The sequence below is a fragment of the Sphingobacterium thalpophilum genome (assembly GCF_901482695.1).
GTDB lineage: Bacteria > Bacteroidota > Bacteroidia > Sphingobacteriales > Sphingobacteriaceae > Sphingobacterium > Sphingobacterium thalpophilum.
Window position 1 is genome coordinate 5,471,864 of record NZ_LR590484.1, and the last position, 21,293, is coordinate 5,493,156.

Here is a 21,293-nt window from a genome sequence, read left to right on the forward strand (position 1 = left end):
TTTCTATACTACCGTGCGTAGAGGTCCATAAGTTCAGACACATCGAGGTCGATAAAGGTGTCATAATCCAAGGTAACTTCAAGCAGCTGTCTTTGCTGCTTTTCTGAAAATACACGAGCCAGATTGATTTTGTACTTTTCGATCAATTTGGGAATACCCTCTTCCCTACGTCGGGGATGTCCGATCGGATATTCCACGATCAACTCCGGCAATACCGTTCCGTCTTTCAGTTCGACAGTCAGCGCATTGGAAATCGCCCGCTTTTGCGGATCATGATAATCCCTTGTAAACTGGCTATCTTCGACACAGAAAATCCTATTTCGTAAATCATCGATACGTGGATCTGCTGCCACCTGATCTTCGTAGTCTTCTGCCGTCAGCCGTCCAAAAATTAAGGGTACAGCAACCATATACTGGATGCAGTGATCCCGGTCTGCAGGATTATGTAAAGGCCCTTTTTTGTCAATGATGCGAATAGCCGCCTCGTGAGTCCGAATCGTCACACGCGCAATATCGGCACTGTCTTTGCCAAAATTCCGAAGCTGTTGCTGCAGCTGTATCGCGGCTTCGACGGCCGTCTGTGCATGGAATTCTGCAGGGAAAGAAATTTTAAACAAAATATTCTCCATGACGTAAGTCCCATATTCACGCTGAAACTTAAACACATTACCTTTAAACAAAACATCGTAAAAGCCCCATACTGGCGCCGTCAGCACCGAAGGATAACCCATTTCGCCTGTCTTTGCAATTAAAGCCAAGCGCACTGCCCGGGAGGTAGCGTCTCCGGCCGCCCAGGATTTACGGCTGCCAGTGTTGGGCGCATGCCGATAAGTGCGCAGAGCTTGCCCGTCCACAAAAGCCAACGAAACTGCATTAAGCAGTTCTTCCCGGTTTAGACCTAGCAATTTGCCTACAACAGCAGTAGAAGCCACTTTCACCAAAATCACGTGGTCAAGTCCCACTCTATTAAAGGAGTTTTCAAGCGCCAATACTCCCTGTATCTCGTGCGCCATGATCATCGCTTCAAGGACTGCTTTGGCTTTCAAGGATTTTCTGCCTTGCGCCATTTCCGTTCTACTGAGCCAGTCTGCTGTCGCTAATATACCCCCCAGATTGTCCGACGGATGTCCCCACTCGGCCGCTAACCAGGTGTCATTGAAATCCAGCCAGCGTACAATTGTACCAATATTGAATGCCGCTTGTACAGGATCCAGCTGATAGTTTGTGCCCGGCACTTTAGCACCGTTCGGAACGATCGTCCCTGGAACAATAGGCCCCAGTAATTTTGTACAGGCAGGATAGGTCAGCGCCTCCAGACCGCAGCCGATTGTATCAAGAAAACAGTAGAATGCCGTGTGCCAGGCCCGCTTGCTTTCGATTTTATAATTCAGGACATAATCCACAATAGCCACCAGGACCTGGTCTGGCTGTGGTCTTTCATTGGTTAAGATTGCACTCATTATTATATTTCTGATCAAATAGTAGTAGTTAACTTACTTATTGCATTTTAAAGGGCGTTACGTATTCTATCTTTCGGCGATGGGCACATAAGTCCTATCGTCTGGTCCGATGTAATTTGCGCTCGGTCGAATTATTTTTCCATCTTGCCGCTGTTCAAATACATGAGCAGACCATCCTGTAATACGCGACAGGACAAATAAGGGCGTAAACATTTCGGTAGGAATCCCCATAAGATGATACGAAACAGCAGAATACCAATCCAAATTTGGGAACATCCGTTTCTCCTCCCACAGGACCTTCTCCAGACGCTCTGCAATTAAATAAAGATTCATATCGCCGGCCTCCTCTGACAGTTCCCTGGCGACCTGCTTAATGACCTGATTTCTTGGGTCTGAAATCGTATAGACAGGATGACCAAAGCCAATGATCACTTCTTTATTTGCCAACCTTTTACGGATATCCACCTCAGCTTCATCCGCATTGGCGTATCGGCTCTGAATCTCAAAGGCGACCTCGTTGGCCCCACCGTGTTTTGGCCCCCGCAATGCACCGATTGCGCCCGCAATACAGGAATACATATCCGACCCTGTGCCCGCGATTACCCTGGCGGTGAAAGTGGATGCATTAAACTCATGTTCGGCATATAAGTTAAGCGAAATCTGCATTGCCCTAACCCAGGACTCGGAAGGTTCCTTACCATGAAGCAGATGCAAAAAATGCCCTCCGACAGTTGTATCAGAAGTCTCTACCTGAATCTCGCGGCCATGTTGACTGAAATGATACCAATATAATAAAGCAGATGCCATGGACGCCATCAGCCGGTTGGCGATATCTCTGGCTCCAGCCAGCGGATGGGTCTCTTTTTCGGGATTTACACTGCCGAAAAATGAAACATATGTGCGCAGCACATCCATCGCGTGTGCGGTAGATGGCAATTGTTTTAATACTTGCTGTACCGTGATCGGTAGTCCACGCTGGCTTATCAACTGACTCTGATAGCTTGTCAGCTGGGCTCGCGTAGGTAAGCTTCCAAAAATCAACAAGTAGGCTACTTCCTCAAAAGTTGCTTGATGTGCAAGATCCAAAATATCATACCCACGGTAATGTAGATCATTACCACTTTTTCCAACGGTACTTAAGGCAGTATTCCCTGCTGCTACGCCAGAAAGTGCTACACTTTTCTTTGGTTTAAATCCAGTCTCTGTTGTCTCTTTCATTAGAATAAGTATTTGTAAGCGTGTCTATCCTATTGCAACTACGCCTTATCCTACTGCATGTATTGTCAGGTAAGGCGATCTCATTCCTTTATGCATTCCTCAATGGTCATACTGGCATGATTATGTCTTTTTATTGAATAGCTGATCCAATCTGCTTTCATAAGCATAGTAATCGATACTTCGATAAAGCTGCTCCCTTGTCTGCATCTGGTCCAAGACTGCTGCCTGGCCGCCATCTTTACGGATATGGTCATAAACATCACTCGCAGCTTTATTTGCTGCACGAAAAGCCGACAATGGATATAATACGATCGACACATCCGCATGACGGAGCTCATCGAGGGTAAAAAGCGGCGTCTGTCCAAACTCCGTAATGTTGGCTAGAATAGGCAGTCCTGTCGCCCTGCTAAACTGCATATACTGATCCAGATTATGTACCGCCTCAGCGAAAATAAAGTCAGCCCCCGCCTCTTTATAAGCCACAGCCCGGTCGAGAGCGAGTTCCAGCCCCTCGGATGCCAAAGCGTCCGTACGTGCCCCAATGACGAAATGTTCGTCAGTTCTCGCATCGACCGCAGCCTTGAGACGGTCTTCCATTTCCTGCTTAGAGACCAGTTCTTTTCCAGGACGATGTCCACAACGTTTGGCTCCTACCTGATCTTCCATATGTACCGCCGCGGCACCAGCTTTAACCAAGCTTCTTATCGTGCGTGCAACATTAAAGGCAGAGGGACCAAATCCGGTGTCTATATCTACCATCAATGGAAGCTTGCAAACATTTGTTATGCGATCTACATCAATCAACACGTCCTGCAAAGAAGTAATACCCAGATCCGGAACACCCAATGATCCGGCGGCAACACCACCCCCAGAGAGATAAATGGCTTTGAAACCCGCCTGCTCAGCCAAAAGTGCGTGATTTGCATTGATAGCGCCCACAACTTGCAGCGGTTTTTCTTCAGTGATTGCTTCCCTAAAACGGAAGCCAGGAGAGTGTATCATATCATAGAAAATTTGAAATTTCACCAGCTATAAATCTCCAAAGAAAAACGCCGGAGCATTTACAGACGGATATTTAAGTTTACGTTTAGCCATGGCAGCAACAAATACGCCATCTTAAAGATACCAATTATAATGGGATACAAAAAAAATTATTTTCTAAACTATCTTCTTTTTACAGAAGAAAATACGGCTATAAGGGGAGCCAACTTCTCTCGGACACTAAGCTAGCAATAAGGCTGCAAATTCAATTCGGGTGAAAAGGCAACGGATCTTTTAAATAAAATCTATATTCCAGTTGTTGTCCGTCCCTTTCTACTTTAAAACGCATCTCCCTGCCCTCCTCCGATTTAAAAAGCGTGTGTATGGATTCCAGTGAATACGAAGAGGCCGGCCGCCCGTTAATTTTCAGTAGTTTGTCGTCCGGCATTAAGCCAGCAATCGCCGCAGGCGAACCAGCGCGTACTGTCGCAACCTTATACAGATTTTTCAACACAAAGCGATATTGAACGCTATTGCCCATACGCACCTCAGTGCCCCCATCTTTCTTTAAATAAACAGGAACTTCCTCCTTCTCATATTTAATACCATCGTGAACAATTTCCAGACCACTCATATTCAAATAATAGAACTTATCAAAATTTCGGTTTTTTTGAAGATAAATTACATGATTAGGATAATCAAAAACTACTTTAAAACGACGCAGCAATTCGTTGCCTACAGACCCTATGCGTTCGTTAACAAAGGTAGCATGTTGGGTCGAACTCAATTCCGGATAAGCAACCAAAGGATAGTGCATTGTGAAAGACCCCAGCTTTAGGGATTTAATCCGATTTCTTTTCCCGTAAATCTCCCCATTAAATCCCTGCCCGATATAGTCGTGTATAAATGGAGTTTTAATTACGAATTTTTCCACTTTTGAGGGAATTAGCATAAGTGCATCACTGTTGCCCATATCAATTAGTACACGCCCTTCGACAGCAACATCGTCCTGATCAAAAGCAATAGCTGCATAAGGTCTACTATTCAGAATATCGATCGGCACACGTTGCATCTTGTTCAGTCCTTTTGGATAAACCTCCTTTTGAAAGACGGTAATCCTATGCTTTAAAAAGTCCATTTCAATAAGGTGATCATTAAAAAAGCGGCTGCCCATGATGCCGTTGACCTCCACTCCGATGCGCGTAGAAATGTCAATATGTGCATTATTTAAAATATAAATGGGTTGATCTAGGTCTTCATATACACCTGCTATCGTAACCTGATTATTTACGGACAAGTAGCCATCCAGTCCTTCGTCTTTACCTAACCCCTGAAATTTGTTGACGAAAACAGCGCTATCAATGGATTTGAGGGTCTCACCGAATATCATGGTCTCTTTGACCCCCGTATCTAGCAGAAAGTTCATAGCAAATCCATTGACCACAACCGGTATGATCACTAAATTATGGACAAAAAGAAACGGAAATTTGGCACTCTTTTTTTCCTTCAGAACAAAACTGTCCTGTCCCCAGACCAATGCATAGCAGCATAGCGCAACCGACAAAAAAAGTGCTTTCATTCGAGTTTATATTTGGTATTTCCAATTTAAACAAGAATATCTGAAAATAAAAAGGTTTAGATAAAAAAAGCCCGAAACCATGTTTCGAGCTTTCGTACCCGGAGCCGGAGTCGAACCGGCACGGTTTCCCACTGGTGTTTGAGACCAGCGCGTCTACCAATTCCGCCATCCGGGCATATCCGTTTGGGATGATGCAAAAGTAGGTTTTTTATTGATAAGGAGAAAACTTTTTGAACAAATTTAACACCCTTAACAATAGTGCTCTGACATACAGCCAAATAATTTTAGGCTAATCACTGATAAAACTCGCCTTTACGGTTATATTCGCGGTTTTCTTACGCGAAGTCGTATTAAAGGCCCCACCCGAAGAATATTCTTCATTGTCATTTTGACCGGTGATCTGAAATATTCCGAGATCTGCTTTCACCAGATCGCCCAATGAAGCACTGGATTCTTTGGCAATATTTTCCGCACGCTGATGCGCATTTTTCGATGCTTGCGAAATCAGTTCCAATTTTAGGTCTTCCAATTTAGAATAATAATAATTTGGCGTGCTTGAACTGAGCTCTATTCCTTTCGAAATCAACGTGGAAATCTCCCGTGAAGCATTGTCAACTTTATTCAGATCTCTTGATTCTACACTTACGGTCTGCGACAGTGTATACCCCGAAAAGGTGTTATAACCATTCCCCTTACCATCCGTGTGGTATTCAAAATCTTTAGCAATATTGACCGCTTCAAAGCGAATTTCCTCAGGTTTTATTCCCTGTTGAACCAGAAAGTCACGTACCAGGTTACGATCTGTTGCCAACTGCGCAGACGCAGCACTTAATTCATAATTCTTTCTGCTGAAAGTAGCATTCCACTTGACCAGGTCTGATTCAAAATCCTTTTTTGCATTGCCATTGACCGTAATTGTCTGCGTCGATTTAAATTTATACCGATATGCACTGCCAAAAATCCATGCCGCCAACAAAATCACAGCGCCTGCTATGACCGAAACAATAATAGATGATGATTTCATAACCAGTTTTTTATGTATTCGTAACAATGAATATACCAAAAAAACAACGATGTTTTATTTTTTATGGATAAATTGCAGCAAAAAGTATTACGATATGAATAAAAGAAATATCTGTATCTCCTTCTGTTTTCTCGCTGCCCTCACGGTGCAAGCGCAAAAGAAACCTTTGGATCATACGGTATATGATAGCTGGCAGAGCATATCATCTCCTTACATCAGTAAATCCGGTAAATTTGTTCTCTTTCAAGTGATGCCTCAGGAGGGCGATAATCAACTATTTCTGAAAACAAAAGATAATAAAGAACTGATTCAGATCCCGCGCGGCTATAATGCCAAGCTCAATGACACGGAGAATCACCTGATCAGTTTGATAAAGCCGCCATTCGCAGCAATACGGGAAGCAAAAATCAAAAAGAAAAAAGCGGATGAGTTTCCAAAAGACTCTCTCGCAATCTATGATCTGACAAATGCTTCGTTGATCAAGTTTGCTGCAGTCAAATCGTATAAAATTGCCGAAAAGAACAACAATTTCGTTAGTTTCCTTTTTGATAAAGAGACAGGAGACAAAACATTTTCAGCTAAAAATACTGTAGATTCAGACCAAACCAAAAAACAAAACAACGACAAGAAGAAAAAAACAGTTGCAACGCTGACTGTCTATAACCTTGTTTCGGGAGACTCTCTACAATTCTCTTCGGTAGACCAATATGCATGGAATAAAGATGGGACTAAGCTCGTCTTCTCGAAAAAAACCGATGTTAAAGACAGCCTATCCAAGGAATCAGGCGTTTATTTATACGACGTTGCAAGTAAAAATTTAAAGAAAATATCAAACGGAAGGGGCGAGTACAAAAACTTTAGCTTCGACGAGGCAGGCAACCAGCTGGCTTATCTTGGGGATCTTTCCAAAGAAAAAGCATTGGTAAAAAATTATAATCTCTATTATTACAGTGCTAGTGCTGGTGTAGACACCGCTCAGTATCTAGTGACCAAAAACAGCAGTGGTATGCCTGCAAATTGGGCGGTCAGTGGCGATGGGGATATACGATTCAGCAAAAATGGTGAAAAGCTGTTTTTCGGCATTGCACCAGTTCCTCGCGTCAAAGATACCACGCTCGTCGAATTTGAACACGCTAAAGTCGATGTCTGGAGTTGGCAGGATGACTATCTGCAGCCCATGCAGCTAGTCAATTTAAAGAAAGATCTGTCCAGGAACTTTCTGGCGGTTATCTATCCCAAAAACAGCCGTTCCGTCATACCGCTCACAGACGAGACCTTTAACTCTACCTCCTTAACGCACGATGGCAACGCAGAGTACATGCTGGCACGAACTGATTTCGGTAAGCGCATCGAAAGTCAATGGAAAGGTGGCACAAGAGATGATATCTATCTTGTTTCAACAAAGACCGGCCAGCGGGAGCTGATCCTCTCCAACTTCTCAGGATACGCCACATTGAGCCCTGACGCTAAATACATCGTGTATTTTGACCGCGACAAAGGCACATGGAATTCTTACCAGATAAGCTCTAAAAGAAAATTTGTATTGACAGAGGGGATTCCAGCAGCCTTCGCTGATGAGGAGAATGATATGCCCACCCAGGCAGAAAGCTACGGTATGGCCGCCTGGACTCCAGATTACAAAGGTGTTTACCTCAATTCACACTATGATATCTGGTTCTTTGAACTGGATGGCTCAAAAAAATCCATACTCACCAATGGCTATGGAGCGGCTTCACGCACAACGCTCCGCTATCTACCCCTACAAAGGGAAGAAGAACGGGACCAGCCGCTGATTCTCGATTATAAAAAAGGCGGTTTGCTCACTGCCTTTGACAACAAGACAAAAGAAGCTGGCTTTTACCAGTTCAAAGGACAGCATAACGATCCCAAAAATTTGCTTGTCGAAGCCAAGACGTTCAGAAATATAAGTGCCTCCGCTGATCTGCAGACGATTCTTTACAGCAAGGAGGATTATGCAAATTCACCCAATCTGTATACGAATACGATCAAATTAAACAACGAACTACAATTATCGGATATCAATAGACAACAGGCCAGTTACAATTGGGGAACAGCAGAACTTGTGCACTGGACGACGCCCGCCGGCCATCAGGCTGAAGGTATTCTTTATAAGCCGGAAAACTTTAATCCGGCGAAGAAATATCCGGTCATCGCCTATTTTTATGAGAAACTGTCAGACGGGCTTTATACGTATCAGCCGCCCGCCCCTACTCCTTCACGGCTAAACATCCCATACTTTGTCAGCAACGAATATTTGGTATTCGCTCCCAATATTAGCTACGAAACTGGGTATCCTGGAAAATCGGCTGAAGAATATGTTAATTCGGGTATGCGGCATCTTGCCCAAAATCCTTGGGTCGACAGTACCAAAATGGGTATTCAGGGGCAAAGCTGGGGCGGCTATCAGGTTGCACACCTCATCACCCGGACAAATATGTATGCTGCCGCATGGGCAGGTGCTCCTGTAGTGAATATGACTTCAGCATATGGCGGCATCCGCTGGCAGTCGGGTATGTCACGGCAATTCCAGTATGAGCATACGCAAAGCCGTATCGGCAAGACGTTATGGGAGGCGCCTGAACTCTACATCGAAAACTCACCGTTGTTCCATCTGAACAAGGTCAATACACCGGTTGTCATTATGGCTAACGATAACGACGGTGCCGTGCCTTGGTATCAAGGAATAGAAATGTTCACCGCATTACGCCGCTTAAATAAGCCCGTTTGGATGTTAAATTATAATGGCGATGAGCACAACTTGATGCAACGCCAAAACAGAAAAGACATCCAGATTCGCGAACAGCAGTTCTTCGACCATTATTTAAAAGGGGCTCCCGCCCCCAACTGGCTGAAGAAAGGTATACCAGCAACACTAAAAGGAATAGACTGGGGTCTGGATTACAAGTAAAAACGATAGAAAGAGGTCAATTTTAACAAATCGGCCTCTTTTTTTCAACACAACAAGCCCAGAAAGTCATATTTTTTCAAAAAAAACATAAAAAAATTTCAGTTTTCCATAAAAACACAATATTTTTGAAACACAAAATCAACAAAACTGTAATTTAATTATAAAATACAAATGTCGAACCTAAGATTCAAAGCAGTAGAAGCAGCAGGATCACGCCTGATTGCTCCATTTGAAAAAGTTGAAACTAAAAAAGCAACTGACATCTACGGAAAAAACGTATTTTCCGTAAACAAAATGAAAGACTACCTTCCTAAAAACTCATATAAGGAGTTAGTTGCATCTATTGAAGAGGGACAGATTATTTCTCGTGATCTTGCTGAGCACATTTCTCAGGCCATGAAGACATGGGCACTTAATCACGGCGTGTCTCATTACACACACTGGTTTCAACCTTTGACTGGTTCGACAGCTGAAAAGCACGATGCATTTTTTGAACCTGATGATGACGGAGAAGCGATCGAAAAATTCACGGCCGATGCTCTGGTACAGCAAGAGCCCGATGCTTCTTCATTCCCTAACGGTGGTATCCGCAATACTTTTGAAGCTAGAGGATATACTGCTTGGGATCCTTCTTCCCCAGCGTTCATTTATGAGACAGGCGCAGGCAAGACTCTTTGTATTCCTACTGTTTTCGTGTCCTATACAGGCGAGTCTCTGGATTACAAAGCACCTTTATTAAAAGCCATCAACGCGGTCGATAGAGCAGCGACGGATGTTGCGCAATACTTTGACAAATCCGTCACTAAAGTAAACGCTTCACTTGGTATTGAACAAGAATACTTCTTAGTAGATCTTTCCTTATACAATGCCCGTCCGGACCTTCAGTTAACTGGCCGCACATTATTTGGCCATATGTCAGCCAAAGGCCAGCAATTGGAAGACCACTATTTTGGAGCTATCCCTGAGCGTGTACTGGCATATATGGTGGATCTCGAAAACGAAGCGTTAAAACTAGGTATCCCTCTAAAAACACGTCACAATGAGGTTGCGCCGTCTCAATTCGAATGTGCGCCAATGTACGAAGAAATCAACTTGGCGATTGACCACAACCAATTATTGATGAACGTCATGGAACAGGTCGCTTTAAGACATAACTTTAAAGTCTTGTTACATGAAAAACCATATTCAGGTGTAAATGGCTCCGGCAAACACAACAACTGGTCGTTAATCACCAACACAGGTGTTAACTTGTTATCTCCTGGCAAAACGCCAAAAAATAATCTGATGTTTTTGACCTTCTTTGTCAACACCATCAAAGCAGTATACGAGCATGCAGATCTGCTGCGTGCTTCCATTGCCAGCGCGAGCAACGACCACCGTCTAGGCGCGAATGAGGCTCCGCCAGCCATCATTTCGATCTTCTTGGGTTCCCAACTGGATGAGCTATTGGAGGAAGTGGAATCTGCACGTGTAGCCAAAAAAGTAAAAGCTGAAGCGAATTTATGGCACGGTATTCCGAAAGTTCCGGAACTAAAATTAGATAATACAGATCGTAACCGTACTTCACCCTTTGCCTTTACCGGTAATAAATTTGAGTTCCGCGCCGTAGGTTCTTCTGCGAATTCAGCGTTGCCAATGACGGTATTGAATGCGATCGTCGCAGCGCAGCTTATCGAATTTAAGGCTGAAGTGGACAAACAGATCAAAAAAGGCACGAAGAAGGATCTGGCTATTCTCAATGTTGTTCGTAAATACATTAAGGATTCAAAAGCGATCCGTTTTGAAGGAAATGGTTACAGCGAAGAATGGGAAAAAGAAGCCGCTGCACGTGGTCTTTCTAACATCAAATCTACTCCTAAAGCCTTAGACGTCTATGTGAAAGAGGAATCATTGGCGTTGTTCGAATCACTGGGCATTTATTCAAAACGCGAGTCAGAAGCCCGTCACGAAATTTTGCTGGAAAACTTCTACAAGAAACTTCAGATTGAGGCACGTGTCATCGAAGAGATGGTCAATAACCAGATCGCACCGGCATGTTTTAACTATCAAAACGAACTTATCGAAAATGTGAAAGGCCTAAAAGAACTTGGCTTGGCAAAATCAGCATATAGCTCCCAGCTGAATTTCATAGAACGCATTTCCACGCATGTAAATACGATCCTTGAGCAAACTGAGGCGATGCGTCAAGAGCGTAAAAAAGCAAATCAGATTGAGGATGTACGTGAAAAATCAATCGCTTACGATGAGCTGGTCAAACCTTATTTTGATGTGATTCGCTACCACGTCAATAAACTCGAAAAAATCGTGGATGACAAAAAATGGCCTCTGCCTAAATTAAGAGAGATCTTATTCTTAAGCTAATCTTCATCATAATTTAAAACACGAAGAGCATCCCTTGGATGCTCTTCGTGTTTTAAGAGACCGCTTTCAGCTGCTCCCCCGCCTTATTCCGTCGCCATTTGCGGTGACGGACACAGTTTATACTCGTTCGCTACACGCATACACATCAAAATAAAAATTTAAAAAAACTAGCTAAACCCAAACAAATAAAATGTTTGTGAAAAATATAAAGTATTTTATTTGTATTTTTGTCGCGTTAGTAATAAACTGATTGATGAACTTTGTATTATTGAAAGAGAGATGCTATCCGATTTGTAGCCAAGTTATGCGGTTCGTTCAAGGCGAGCATAGTGGTGACGCGCTACGCAATGTATCGATCAGTATTTTGCCGAGCTTGGCAATTTTCGTAATGGGAGCTTCGGCCAGTACTGCTATCGGCATTGGCGTGGGATCTTTGTTAACCACATTGACCGATCCGCCCGGCAACCGAAAAGACAAGCTTGCTTCCGCAGCCATCTGTATCCCGACCTTTTTTGTTGCTTCGCTGCTAACGGCTTATCTATTTCCTCACCATTTGCCATTAGTCATTCTGCTTGCAATAGCTGGATTCGTCTTTACCTTATATGGTTTATTTGGTCCACGCTATGCTGCAATAGGCAATATGACACTCATTTTAATGAGCTTTGTTATTGGTCTAGCACCAAAGGATCCGCTAACCGTGAGTCTACAAATTACCAGCGGTGCAACGATTTATTATTTTTTTAGTCTCCTACAAGCTTATGTACATCCCTATCGGTCATTAAAATACGCCATGTCCAATGGCTTTAGAGGTTTATCTCAATTTTTGCTTGTGCGCACCCAATCCTATGATCCGGCTATCCCGCTCGAAACGACTTATAGTCGCGTTGGAAAAGTCCACAGCCAGATCAGTGAACAGCAGGAGTTGATCCGTTCTCTGCTGTTCCGCGAACAAAAAATCATCGGGCAGCAGTGGCACAAAAGCAATTATTGGCTCAGTCAGGTTTATGGCTTGATCGATCTGCATGAATTGATTACCGCACTGGACCACGACTATGATTCCATACGGAAAAACCTTTTGAATACTGGCAGCCTGCCTTTGATCCGGCGTGCCATTCAGGTTCTGGCAGTAGAAATAGATAGCTTTTCCCAGCCCAAAAAGCGGTTTCGATATGCACAGCAGCTTTACTATAATAATGTTAAACTTGGAGAAATCCTTGCCGAACTCACCGGAATACAGCAGCAGCAAAGCGGAACTGCTCGTGTCATTCTTCGATCGATTATCAATAACATGCAAGCCATTATCGAAGTGCTCGGCCGCATTCAAGTGGCTTTCTACCAAAATCAGCAAATCCGAGACAGCATAGACAGCACAGAATATCAGCAATTTATCAACCGTCCCCTGAATAGCCCAAGCGGTATAAAAAGTCAGCTCCACCTCAAAAATCCCTTGTTTCGCTTCGCTCTGCGGATGGCTTTGCTTTTTGGTGCCGGCGCGTTAATTGGAACACTTTTGCTGGATTTTAAGTATACTTATTGGATCCTGTTGACTGTTGCAATTGTCGCAAGGCCCGCTTTCGCAATGACCAAGACCCGTAATATTGAGCGAATATTGGGGACAGCTTCAGGTATTTTAATCGGGATACTCAGCCTGACCTATTGTAAAAACCTTTCCATATTGCTTGTTCTTTCAGCAATGGGGCTTTTTGGCTTTTTCCTGTTCAACCGTTCCAACTATATGGTGAGCGTCATTTTTATTACATGGGGTATTGTTATCGCGCTCAATTTATTTGAAGGCAATATCGATGTGATACTGGGCAGCCGTATGATATTTACGCTGATGGGCGCGCTACTTGCTATCGCTGGCTACTTTTTAATTCCGGTACGCCAAAGCTCCGGCATGATTCAGCTGGCCAAAGATGTGGCAGATTTCAACCAGCAGTATTTTCAGATCATCAATAAAAGATTGTCGCACAATCTACAGAGCACGTTCGATATCCGCTTAGCCCGCAAAAAAGCACAGACCGCCATGGCTCAGTTTTCAGAAACCATCTCTCAACTCAAAAAGGAACCGGAGAAAAAATGGATGAATTGGACGCATATTCACCATTTTCAGGCGCTCTCATATCGTGTCAATTCGCATTTGGTCGGCCTATCCATTTCACTGGGTAAGACCAACAATGACAACTTGCACGACGACATAGAGGCCAGAATCAATGAATTAAAACCTTTATTAAAGGATCTGGAACAAACGGCCACACAGCTCCAAGCAAGCAAAACTTAACACGGAAATGATTCCTGAATTAATTAAAAATTGTTTTTCCTTTGCATTAATAGAAAAGAAGTTTATATTTGTATTGTCTTCTGAAGAAGATTTCTAATCAACACCTCCCTTAATCAGCAGGTCTTGATTTATAAAGAAGTGGCGAGAGACTGGCTCTATGACCCACTGGCAACCTTCAATTTGGTTGAAAAGGTGCCAAATCCTGTCCAAAACAATATCGTTTTGGAGCATATAAATGAAATAAGACAATGATTATTACATTACAGCAAACTATCCACACTTTAGGTTCCTATGAGACGAGCCTATTAACAACGAAAGAAGTACAACATCGCATTTCTATGGCTATGCGAATGCGTATGCATATGCACCTTTCAGCTTGTTAAGAATCATTTCCTCTTTTCTGGATAACGATGTTAACAGACCTGCCTGACGGGTGTGTATGCTTCTATTTACCTTATTAATAATTTTTTTGAAACCTTAAATCCGAAATATTATGTCTACAAAAAAGAATTTAAAATTTGAAACACTACAAGTTCACGCTGGCCAAGTGGCTGATCCAACCACCGGATCAAGAGCTGTACCTATATATCAAACAACCTCATTTGTATTTGAAAATGCCGAACATGGCGCTAATCTGTTTGCGCTGAAACAGTTTGGTAATATCTATACACGGATCATGAACCCGACAACCGATGTCTTCGAGCAACGCATTGCTGCGCTGGAGGGGGGCGTCGCAGCTGTAGCTGTCGCTTCCGGACAGGCTGCCCAATTTATCGCGCTCACCAATATTCTGGAAAGTGGTGAAAACTTTGTTGCTGGTTCCAACCTCTATGGCGGCACCTTCAACCAATTCAAAGTATCGTTTAAACGGCTAGGGATTGAAGCGCGCTTCGCCGCAGACGCAGAAGCAGATAAGATCGAAGCATTGATCGATGACAAAACTAAAGCGATCTATGTGGAAACGATTGGTAATCCCAGTTTTAATATCCCAGATTTTGAAAAGATCGCCGCTGTGGCCAAGAAATACGATCTGCCACTCATCGTTGACAATACCTTTGGGGCAGGCGGCTATTTATTTAAACCGCTCGAGCACGGTGCTCATGTCGTTGTTGAATCAGCGACCAAATGGATCGGAGGCCATGGAACAAGTATTGGAGGTGTCATCATCGACGGAGGTAATTATAATTGGGGAAATGGCAAGTACCCTCAGTTTTCTGAACCATCCGAAGGTTACCACGGTCTGGTATTTTCGGAAGTATTTGGTGAAAAAGGCCCTTTTGGCAATATTCAGTTCGCTATCCGCGCGCGGGTTGAAGGATTACGTGATTTCGGTCCAGCACTTTCGCCGTTCAACTCCTTCCTTCTTTTACAAGGACTTGAAACGTTATCTCTACGCGTACAACGCCATGTGGACAATACACTGGAAGTAGCCAAATGGCTTGAGGCTCACCCACAGGTGGAAAAGGTAAATTATCCGGGCCTGAAAAGTTCCCCAAATTTTGCCAATGCGCAAAAATATCTGAAAAATGGTTACGGCGCGGTCCTGTCCTTTCAATTGAAAGGTGATGCCGCTCAAAAGGCAAATGATTTTATTGATAGCCTCGAACTGATCAGCCATCTAGCCAACGTCGGAGATACCAAATCACTGATCATCCACCCTGCAGCAACGACACACCAGCAGCTTAGCGAAGCCGAACAGGCAAATGCAGGTGTATTTTCTGGCCTGCTACGGTTATCAGTAGGCATTGAGCATATCGATGACATTAAAGCAGATCTGCAACAGGCATTCGATAAGATTAAATAACAGATACCAGACAAAATAGAAGTATACATGAGCAGGCATATTTATCAGCATTCTGAACCTTTCGTTTTTGAAAATGGAAGGGAAATTGCCGATTTACAGATTAGTTATGAAGCATTTGGCCAACCCAATGCCGAACACAGCAATGTCATCTGGGTCTGCCATGCCCTGACAGCAAATGCTAATGTTTTCGACTGGTGGCCCGGACTCTTTGGGACGCATGATCTGTTTAATCCCAATGACTATTATATCATCTGCGCCAACGTCATTGGCTCGCCATACGGCAGCAGCAACCCCTTGTCGGTCAATCCGGATACGGGTCAGCCCTATTACCTCTCCTTTCCCGAGTTCACCGTAAAAGACTTGGTGAAGGCCCATCAGCTGCTTGCAGCACATCTGGGAATTAGCCAGATTGAGATTTTGATCGGGGGCTCTCTTGGTGGCCAACAGGCGTTGGAATGGGCAGCATCCAGGACGATCAGCATTAAGCAACTTATTGTCGTGGGAACCAATGCGGTGCACTCTCCATGGGGGATCGCCTTCAACGAGAGCCAGCGTCTTGCCATTACCGCAGACCGCACCTTTTATGCCAACCAGCCTGATGGTGGCATAAAAGGGCTTAAAGTAGCTCGCTCGATCGCCTTGCTATCCTATCGCAACTACCATACTTATAATCATACACAACGCGATACCGACGACAGCAAACTGGGAGCATACAAGGCATCCTCCTATCAGAATTACCAAGGTGAAAAGCTGGTCAGACGGTATAATGCCTACAGCTATTTTTACCTCACAAAAGCCATGGACAGTCACCATCTCGGCCGTGGCAGAACATCGGTGGAAGCTGCCTTGGCAAACATAGAATGCCCAACCCTGGTATTAGCAGTCAACAGTGACCTTCTGTTCCCGCTTGAAGAACAGAAGTTTATCGCCAGACACATCCCAAATGCCCATTATCAGGAAATCGAATCCACATTTGGCCATGACGGATTTTTAATTGAAACGGCAAAACTGACGACAGCAATTGCCGAATTTTTAAAGCACAAAGAAACGCAAATCAGCGAATTAGTATAAGAGCAATAAAAAATATAAGAGAACTTAAGAAGAGATATGAGTAATAAATTAACGATAGGGATGTTTGGATTTGGTGTCGTGGGCCAAGGTCTTTACGATATCATCAAAACCAAAAATCTGAACCTGGAAATCAAAAAATTCGTTATTAAAAATGCCGACAAAAAGCGCTCACTACCAGCAGATCTATTTTCAACAGATCCCGAAACGATTTTGGCCGATCCAGTAATCAACACTGTTGTGGAACTGATCGACGACGCGGATGCGGCCTATAAGTTAACTGTGCGCGCCTTAAAATCAGGTAAAAATGTGGTCTCAGCAAACAAAAAAATGATTGCCAGCCACTTAGAGGAACTGGTAGACATCCAGCAGGAATACGGTACCAGCTTACTTTATGAGGGCGCCGTATGCGGCAGTATTCCAATTATCCGTAATCTTGAAGAATACTATGACAACGAGCTTCTACATTCCGTCAGCGGTATCTTCAACGGGTCTTCGAATTATATCCTTTCGAAAGTTTTCAATGAAAATCAGCAATACGCAGATGCGTTGAAAAAAGCACAGGAGTTGGGCTTTGCCGAAACAGATCCGACTCTTGATGTCGGCGGGTATGATCCCAAATTCAAAGTCTGTATCGTCGCATCCCATGCCTATGGCATCTATGTCAGACCTGACGACGTCTTCAACATCGGGATAGACAAACTAGGACAGCAAGATATTCGATTCGCCAAAGAAAAGAACTTCAAAATTAAGCTAATTCCTACGGCCAGAGAAATCGATGCGGACAAAGTCGTGCTCTACGTACTGCCAAGGTTGGTAAGCAAAGAGAGCATGCTGTATAACGTGGAAAATGAGAACAACGGCGTTTTGGTTAAAGCTGCATTTGCAGACGAACAATTTTTCTATGGTAAAGGTGCCGGCGGCCATCCTACCGGATCCGCGGTGCTATCAGATATCGCGGCACTACGTTATGGCTATCGTTATGAATATAAGAAGCATTTAACATCCAATACGCTACAGTATAGCCAGGACTATCTGCTTAAAGTCTATTTAAGATATGAAGATGACCTGCTCATTGAGAAATTAAATTTCAGCGAGATTACGGAAAGATATTACGCGGCAGACTTCAAATATGTTATTGGCTATATCAACCTTCAGCAAATTGCAGCCCATAAGGCTGATCTGAACAAAGAAGGCAATTTCATTGCGGAGATCGCGTAGGCAATCAACAAACCAACCTACCTTAAGAATAGCCCCAAGGGGCTATTCTTGTTTATATTCTACTTACCCGCTGCATTGTTCTTGAGCTGCACCTGCAGCACACCTCCCTTTCGTAGTTCTTGAAAAGGAAGCTCCCAGCTGGCCCAGCTCCTGTTGTTCAGCCGGATTCGGTCGACATAGAAGCTGTCTGGCCCATCTTTTTTGACCTCGATAATAAACGGCTGTCCGGACTGCTTCCCTGGCAACTGTATGGTAATGCGGTCAAATAAGGGTGCTCCGATCTGGAAGGCTGGATTTTCGGTGGTCAAACTCCGGACGTCGAACAATCCCATGCTCGACAAAACATACCACGCACCTAATTGCCCCTGGTCTTCATCTTGTCCATAGCCATAACCATGCGTGGCTTCAACACCATAGAATTCATTACATATGGCGCGAACCCATTTCTGGCTCAAATCCGGTCTGTTCGAAAAATAAAACAGCCAGGGAATATGCAAATTCGGCTGATTACCATGATTATATAGACTCTGGATTCCCGCAAAGGCATCAATATGCGTGCCGCCACCAAAGACATGCTTTTGCGACACCATAAATATACTGTCGAGACGATGGTTGAATAGGTCTTTGCCGATCTGCTGAACTAATTCCCCGGGCACATGGGGCACATAAAAGGTATACTGCCAGGCGTTCCCTTCCTGAAAACCACGCCAAGGCTCATACGGATTAAAATTTGCTATAAAACTTCCTTTGTTGTCCCTCGGACGTATAAATTTGGTTGATGGATCATAAAGAACCTTCCATGCTTCGGACAATTTGCGGAATTGGGTGTAATCTGCATCACGTCCCAATGACTTGGCAAATTGCGCAGCTGCTGCGGCCGAAAAGGCATATTCTAACGTGTGCGATGCGCCAAACGGAGATCCAGCAGTTAATAGTTCAGGACTTCCAGTTTCATCCGCTATATAAGGTGAATATCCCTTCTCCACAAATACCCCCACATCCAGCTTTCCCGCACCCGGGATACGCCCATTGGATTCGAGCTCATTTTTTCGGACAGCTTCATAGGCGAGGTTGACATCGTAGTTTCGGATCCCCACATTATAAGCAGCAGCTATCGCCAGTCCCGTAAAGTTGGTCCCCACACCAGATACATATTTACTGTTGGCAATTCCATCACCAAGCCAGCCTGCATCGCGGTATACCAGTAGTTGACTCTGTATCCAATCATTGTAGTAATCTGGATAAGCAATGGACCAAAGCTGGGTTAAATTCCAGAACGCACCCCAGATGGCATCCGTATTGTAGTGATGGTGGACAGGCTGTCCCTGCGCATTTAAGGCGATCTTTCCTACCGAACCATCATTTTTTGGATATGAGCCGTTTACATCACTCGCCAGTCCGCGCCCGAGCAGAGCATGGTACAACCCCGTGTAAAACTTGACGCGATCTTCAGGTTTTCCCCCTTCTACGATGATACGCCCCAACGCCTTGTTCCAAGTATCGAGCGCCTGAGATTTGGCCAGATCAAAACTGAGCTTACCAGCTTCCTGCTGAAGATTTAATCGCGCATGATCGACAGAAGTATAAGATAGCCCCGTTTTAATCTCAATGGGTTCACCTGCTTTGGTATTAAATTGCAGATACATGCCGCTTCCCGCCCCCTGTATATCTTTCCGCTGCGAAAAAGTCAAGCTATCCCTAAAGGCACCAAAAGATTTGGGCGCTTTATTCAATTCCGCAAAGAAGTACATCTTGATGCTGGCACCAGGCTGATATTTTTGTACATAGACCGGATTTGTTTCGACATAACCCCAGATACGTTGTTTGTCGTAATGTACAGCTGCGTCCACAACGGGGCCGCTTTCCCCCATAATATGCCCGATATCAAAAATAATATTGGCCGCATCGGTTTGAGGAAAAGTATATCGGTGGAATCCAACGCGCTTGGTTGCCGTCAGCTCGGCCAGGACAGCATAATCTTTTAGTTTGACGCGATAATAACCTGCTGTGGCAAATTCGTCGGCCTTATCAAATGATGAGCGATAACCACTATGAGGAATATCCAGTTTCCCCGGCACAGTCCTGATTGGGCCAACAGTAGGTGCGAAAACAATGCCGCCAATCTGAAATTCATGAAAATTAGCAAAACCCTCTATGGACCTGTGACGGTCGTCGTACCCAACGGCTTCCCATCCAGACTTATTGCCGTAGCTGCCGTTGGTACTGGGAGCTACCTTAGCCATACCAAATGGTAGTGCTCCGGGAGTATAAAAAAAATAACGGCTATGGACAGATCCAAGATTGGGTTTCACCCAGGAAACCAGGTCACACTGCTGTTGTCCGCTGACATGGGCTGCAGCAAATAATAAAAATAAATAAGTAATAAGATGTTTTGCCATCGTTGTCAATTAGGTTTACAAACAAACTTACAAAAAAAACAAAGAATGTATGAACATATTGACAATAATAAATCGGGAGTAGACGACTGCCCCATTATTAAGCACTTCGCGGTTTCAATAGCATGAACAAATTCAACTCGCTGCTCCTTAATGGTGCTCATGCTCTAAGATGGGCGATCCTGCCTTTCAGTAATCTCTTCGACTTTCCACCGTATAGGTAAAGCTTTCGGCTCGGTAAAAGCCCAGATTATATTCTATTGGTTTACCTGACTGATCATAAACAAATCGTTTACGGGATAGGATCGGATCCCCCATATTCACCTCTAGTTTATCGGCTATGAATTTATTTGCGGCAATAGCATCGATTTCTTCCTGAGAGAGATCTGCTACAACGTGGTAATCGGATTCTAGTATTTCATATAATGGGCGCTTAAAGTCTTCGTCTCCGGTCAGGCCAATCCGGGGATGAAAATAAGAGATAAAATATACAAATGGATCATCTTTCTTGCCTCTTAACCGCTCTAGTTTCAGTAATTTCTGATTTTCATCAACATTAAAAAATTTACTGATGATTTTATCAGGTACGACCCAGCTTACATGAAGTTCAAAATTTTTGACTTCTAAACCTCGATTCTTCATTTCTTGGGAAAAACTCAGCCAATTTTTCGACTTCGAGCTAAATTTAGAGTTGGCAACCTTCGTGCCGATGCCTTTTTTCCGGATCAGAAGTTCTTCATAAACCAACTTGTTAATCGCCAACCGCAGCGTCGAACGGGAAATTGCTAAACGTTTGGCCAGCTCTATTTCATTGGGCAACAACTTTCCTTCAATATATTCCGGCTGTTTTATCAACTCCCGCAATAAATTCTCTGCTTGAACATGCAATGGAACGGGACTTTTATGGTCTATTTTTAAATTCATGATATCATCTTGCTCAGGCTAAATTAAGATTTTTTGCATAATTAAAA

The 21,293-nt window shown here is 43.9% G+C and carries 13 protein-coding genes, 1 tRNA gene and 1 riboswitch; of the genes, 6 read left to right on the forward strand and 8 right to left on the reverse strand.

The genetic code is table 11. The annotated features are described in order from the left end of the window. Positions 1-8 precede the first annotated feature (8 nt). The 6 genes from FGL37_RS23210 to FGL37_RS23235 all read right to left on the reverse strand — a co-directional run bounded on the left by FGL37_RS23210 (position 9) and on the right by FGL37_RS23235 (position 6,262). A complete protein-coding gene (locus FGL37_RS23210; RefSeq protein WP_028068326.1) occupies positions 9-1,460 on the reverse strand; it encodes a bifunctional 2-methylcitrate dehydratase/aconitate hydratase in 1,452 nt (483 codons plus the stop codon). Between the two features lie 66 nt (positions 1,461-1,526). Next, a complete protein-coding gene (gene prpC / locus FGL37_RS23215; RefSeq protein WP_028068327.1) occupies positions 1,527-2,678 on the reverse strand; it encodes a bifunctional 2-methylcitrate synthase/citrate synthase in 1,152 nt (383 codons plus the stop codon). 120 nt (positions 2,679-2,798) lie between these two features. Continuing rightward, positions 2,799-3,680, reverse strand: a complete 882-nt coding sequence (gene prpB / locus FGL37_RS23220; protein WP_028068328.1) for a methylisocitrate lyase — start codon at positions 3,678-3,680, stop codon at positions 2,799-2,801. A 244-nt stretch (positions 3,681-3,924) separates the two neighbouring features. Beyond that, a complete protein-coding gene (locus FGL37_RS23225) occupies positions 3,925-5,238 on the reverse strand; it encodes a PDZ domain-containing protein (protein WP_051606445.1) in 1,314 nt (437 codons plus the stop codon). A gap of 95 nt (positions 5,239-5,333) precedes the next feature. Continuing rightward, positions 5,334-5,413 (reverse strand) — tRNA-Leu (locus FGL37_RS23230). A 114-nt stretch (positions 5,414-5,527) separates the two neighbouring features. Further along, positions 5,528-6,262, reverse strand: a complete 735-nt coding sequence (locus FGL37_RS23235; RefSeq protein WP_028068329.1) for an SIMPL domain-containing protein — start codon at positions 6,260-6,262, stop codon at positions 5,528-5,530. Between the two features lie 94 nt (positions 6,263-6,356). Between FGL37_RS23235 and FGL37_RS23240 the strand changes: the two genes are divergently transcribed. From FGL37_RS23240 to FGL37_RS23265, 6 genes are all read left to right on the forward strand, one after another. Further along, complete coding sequence (locus tag FGL37_RS23240) at positions 6,357-9,191, forward strand: S9 family peptidase (protein WP_028068330.1); 2,835 nt, start codon at positions 6,357-6,359, stop codon at positions 9,189-9,191. A gap of 171 nt (positions 9,192-9,362) precedes the next feature. After that, positions 9,363-11,552, forward strand: a complete 2,190-nt coding sequence (locus tag FGL37_RS23245; protein ID WP_028068331.1) for a glutamine synthetase III family protein — start codon at positions 9,363-9,365, stop codon at positions 11,550-11,552. Positions 11,553-11,805: 253 nt separating this feature from the next. Next, positions 11,806-13,833, forward strand: a complete 2,028-nt coding sequence (locus FGL37_RS23250; RefSeq protein ID WP_081817766.1) for an FUSC family protein — start codon at positions 11,806-11,808, stop codon at positions 13,831-13,833. Between the two features lie 125 nt (positions 13,834-13,958). Next, positions 13,959-14,071: riboswitch (SAM riboswitch) on the forward strand. Between the two features lie 255 nt (positions 14,072-14,326). Continuing rightward, positions 14,327-15,637: an O-acetylhomoserine aminocarboxypropyltransferase/cysteine synthase family protein gene (locus FGL37_RS23255; RefSeq protein WP_028068333.1), complete on the forward strand. Its 1,311-nt coding sequence runs from the start codon at positions 14,327-14,329 to the stop codon at positions 15,635-15,637. Positions 15,638-15,664: 27 nt separating this feature from the next. Then, positions 15,665-16,708, forward strand: a complete 1,044-nt coding sequence (locus FGL37_RS23260; protein WP_028068334.1) for a homoserine O-acetyltransferase family protein — start codon at positions 15,665-15,667, stop codon at positions 16,706-16,708. 36 nt (positions 16,709-16,744) lie between these two features. Then, complete coding sequence (locus FGL37_RS23265; protein WP_028068335.1) at positions 16,745-17,926, forward strand: homoserine dehydrogenase; 1,182 nt, start codon at positions 16,745-16,747, stop codon at positions 17,924-17,926. 59 nt (positions 17,927-17,985) lie between these two features. Here FGL37_RS23265 and FGL37_RS23270 read toward each other — a convergent pair whose 3' ends face one another. Beyond that, a complete protein-coding gene (locus FGL37_RS23270; RefSeq protein ID WP_028068336.1) occupies positions 17,986-20,325 on the reverse strand; it encodes a GH92 family glycosyl hydrolase in 2,340 nt (779 codons plus the stop codon). Positions 20,326-20,511: 186 nt separating this feature from the next. After that, positions 20,512-21,246 (reverse strand): GntR family transcriptional regulator, encoded by a 735-nt coding sequence (locus tag FGL37_RS23275; protein WP_028068337.1) that lies wholly within the window; start codon positions 21,244-21,246, stop codon positions 20,512-20,514. Between the last annotated feature and the right edge of the window lie 47 nt (positions 21,247-21,293).

What these genes read in the sequence shown, in the direction of transcription:
- FGL37_RS23260 (WP_028068334.1), top strand. Translation starts at nt 15,665, where the DNA reads ATGAGCAGGCATATTTATCAGCATTCTGAACCTTTCGTTTTTGAAAAT.
- FGL37_RS23235 (WP_028068329.1), bottom strand. Translation starts at nt 6,262, where the DNA reads ATGAAATCATCATCTATTATTGTTTCGGTCATAGCAGGCGCTGTGATT.
- FGL37_RS23255 (WP_028068333.1), top strand. Translation starts at nt 14,327, where the DNA reads ATGTCTACAAAAAAGAATTTAAAATTTGAAACACTACAAGTTCACGCT.
- FGL37_RS23210 (WP_028068326.1), bottom strand. Translation starts at nt 1,460, where the DNA reads ATGAGTGCAATCTTAACCAATGAAAGACCACAGCCAGACCAGGTCCTG.
- FGL37_RS23275 (WP_028068337.1), bottom strand. Translation starts at nt 21,246, where the DNA reads ATGAATTTAAAAATAGACCATAAAAGTCCCGTTCCATTGCATGTTCAA.
- FGL37_RS23240 (WP_028068330.1), top strand. Translation starts at nt 6,357, where the DNA reads ATGAATAAAAGAAATATCTGTATCTCCTTCTGTTTTCTCGCTGCCCTC.
- FGL37_RS23250 (WP_081817766.1), top strand. Translation starts at nt 11,806, where the DNA reads ATGAACTTTGTATTATTGAAAGAGAGATGCTATCCGATTTGTAGCCAA.
- FGL37_RS23245 (WP_028068331.1), top strand. Translation starts at nt 9,363, where the DNA reads ATGTCGAACCTAAGATTCAAAGCAGTAGAAGCAGCAGGATCACGCCTG.
- prpC (WP_028068327.1), bottom strand. Translation starts at nt 2,678, where the DNA reads ATGAAAGAGACAACAGAGACTGGATTTAAACCAAAGAAAAGTGTAGCA.
- FGL37_RS23265 (WP_028068335.1), top strand. Translation starts at nt 16,745, where the DNA reads ATGAGTAATAAATTAACGATAGGGATGTTTGGATTTGGTGTCGTGGGC.
- FGL37_RS23270 (WP_028068336.1), bottom strand. Translation starts at nt 20,325, where the DNA reads ATGGCAAAACATCTTATTACTTATTTATTTTTATTATTTGCTGCAGCC.
- prpB (WP_028068328.1), bottom strand. Translation starts at nt 3,680, where the DNA reads ATGATACACTCTCCTGGCTTCCGTTTTAGGGAAGCAATCACTGAAGAA.
- FGL37_RS23225 (WP_051606445.1), bottom strand. Translation starts at nt 5,238, where the DNA reads ATGAAAGCACTTTTTTTGTCGGTTGCGCTATGCTGCTATGCATTGGTC.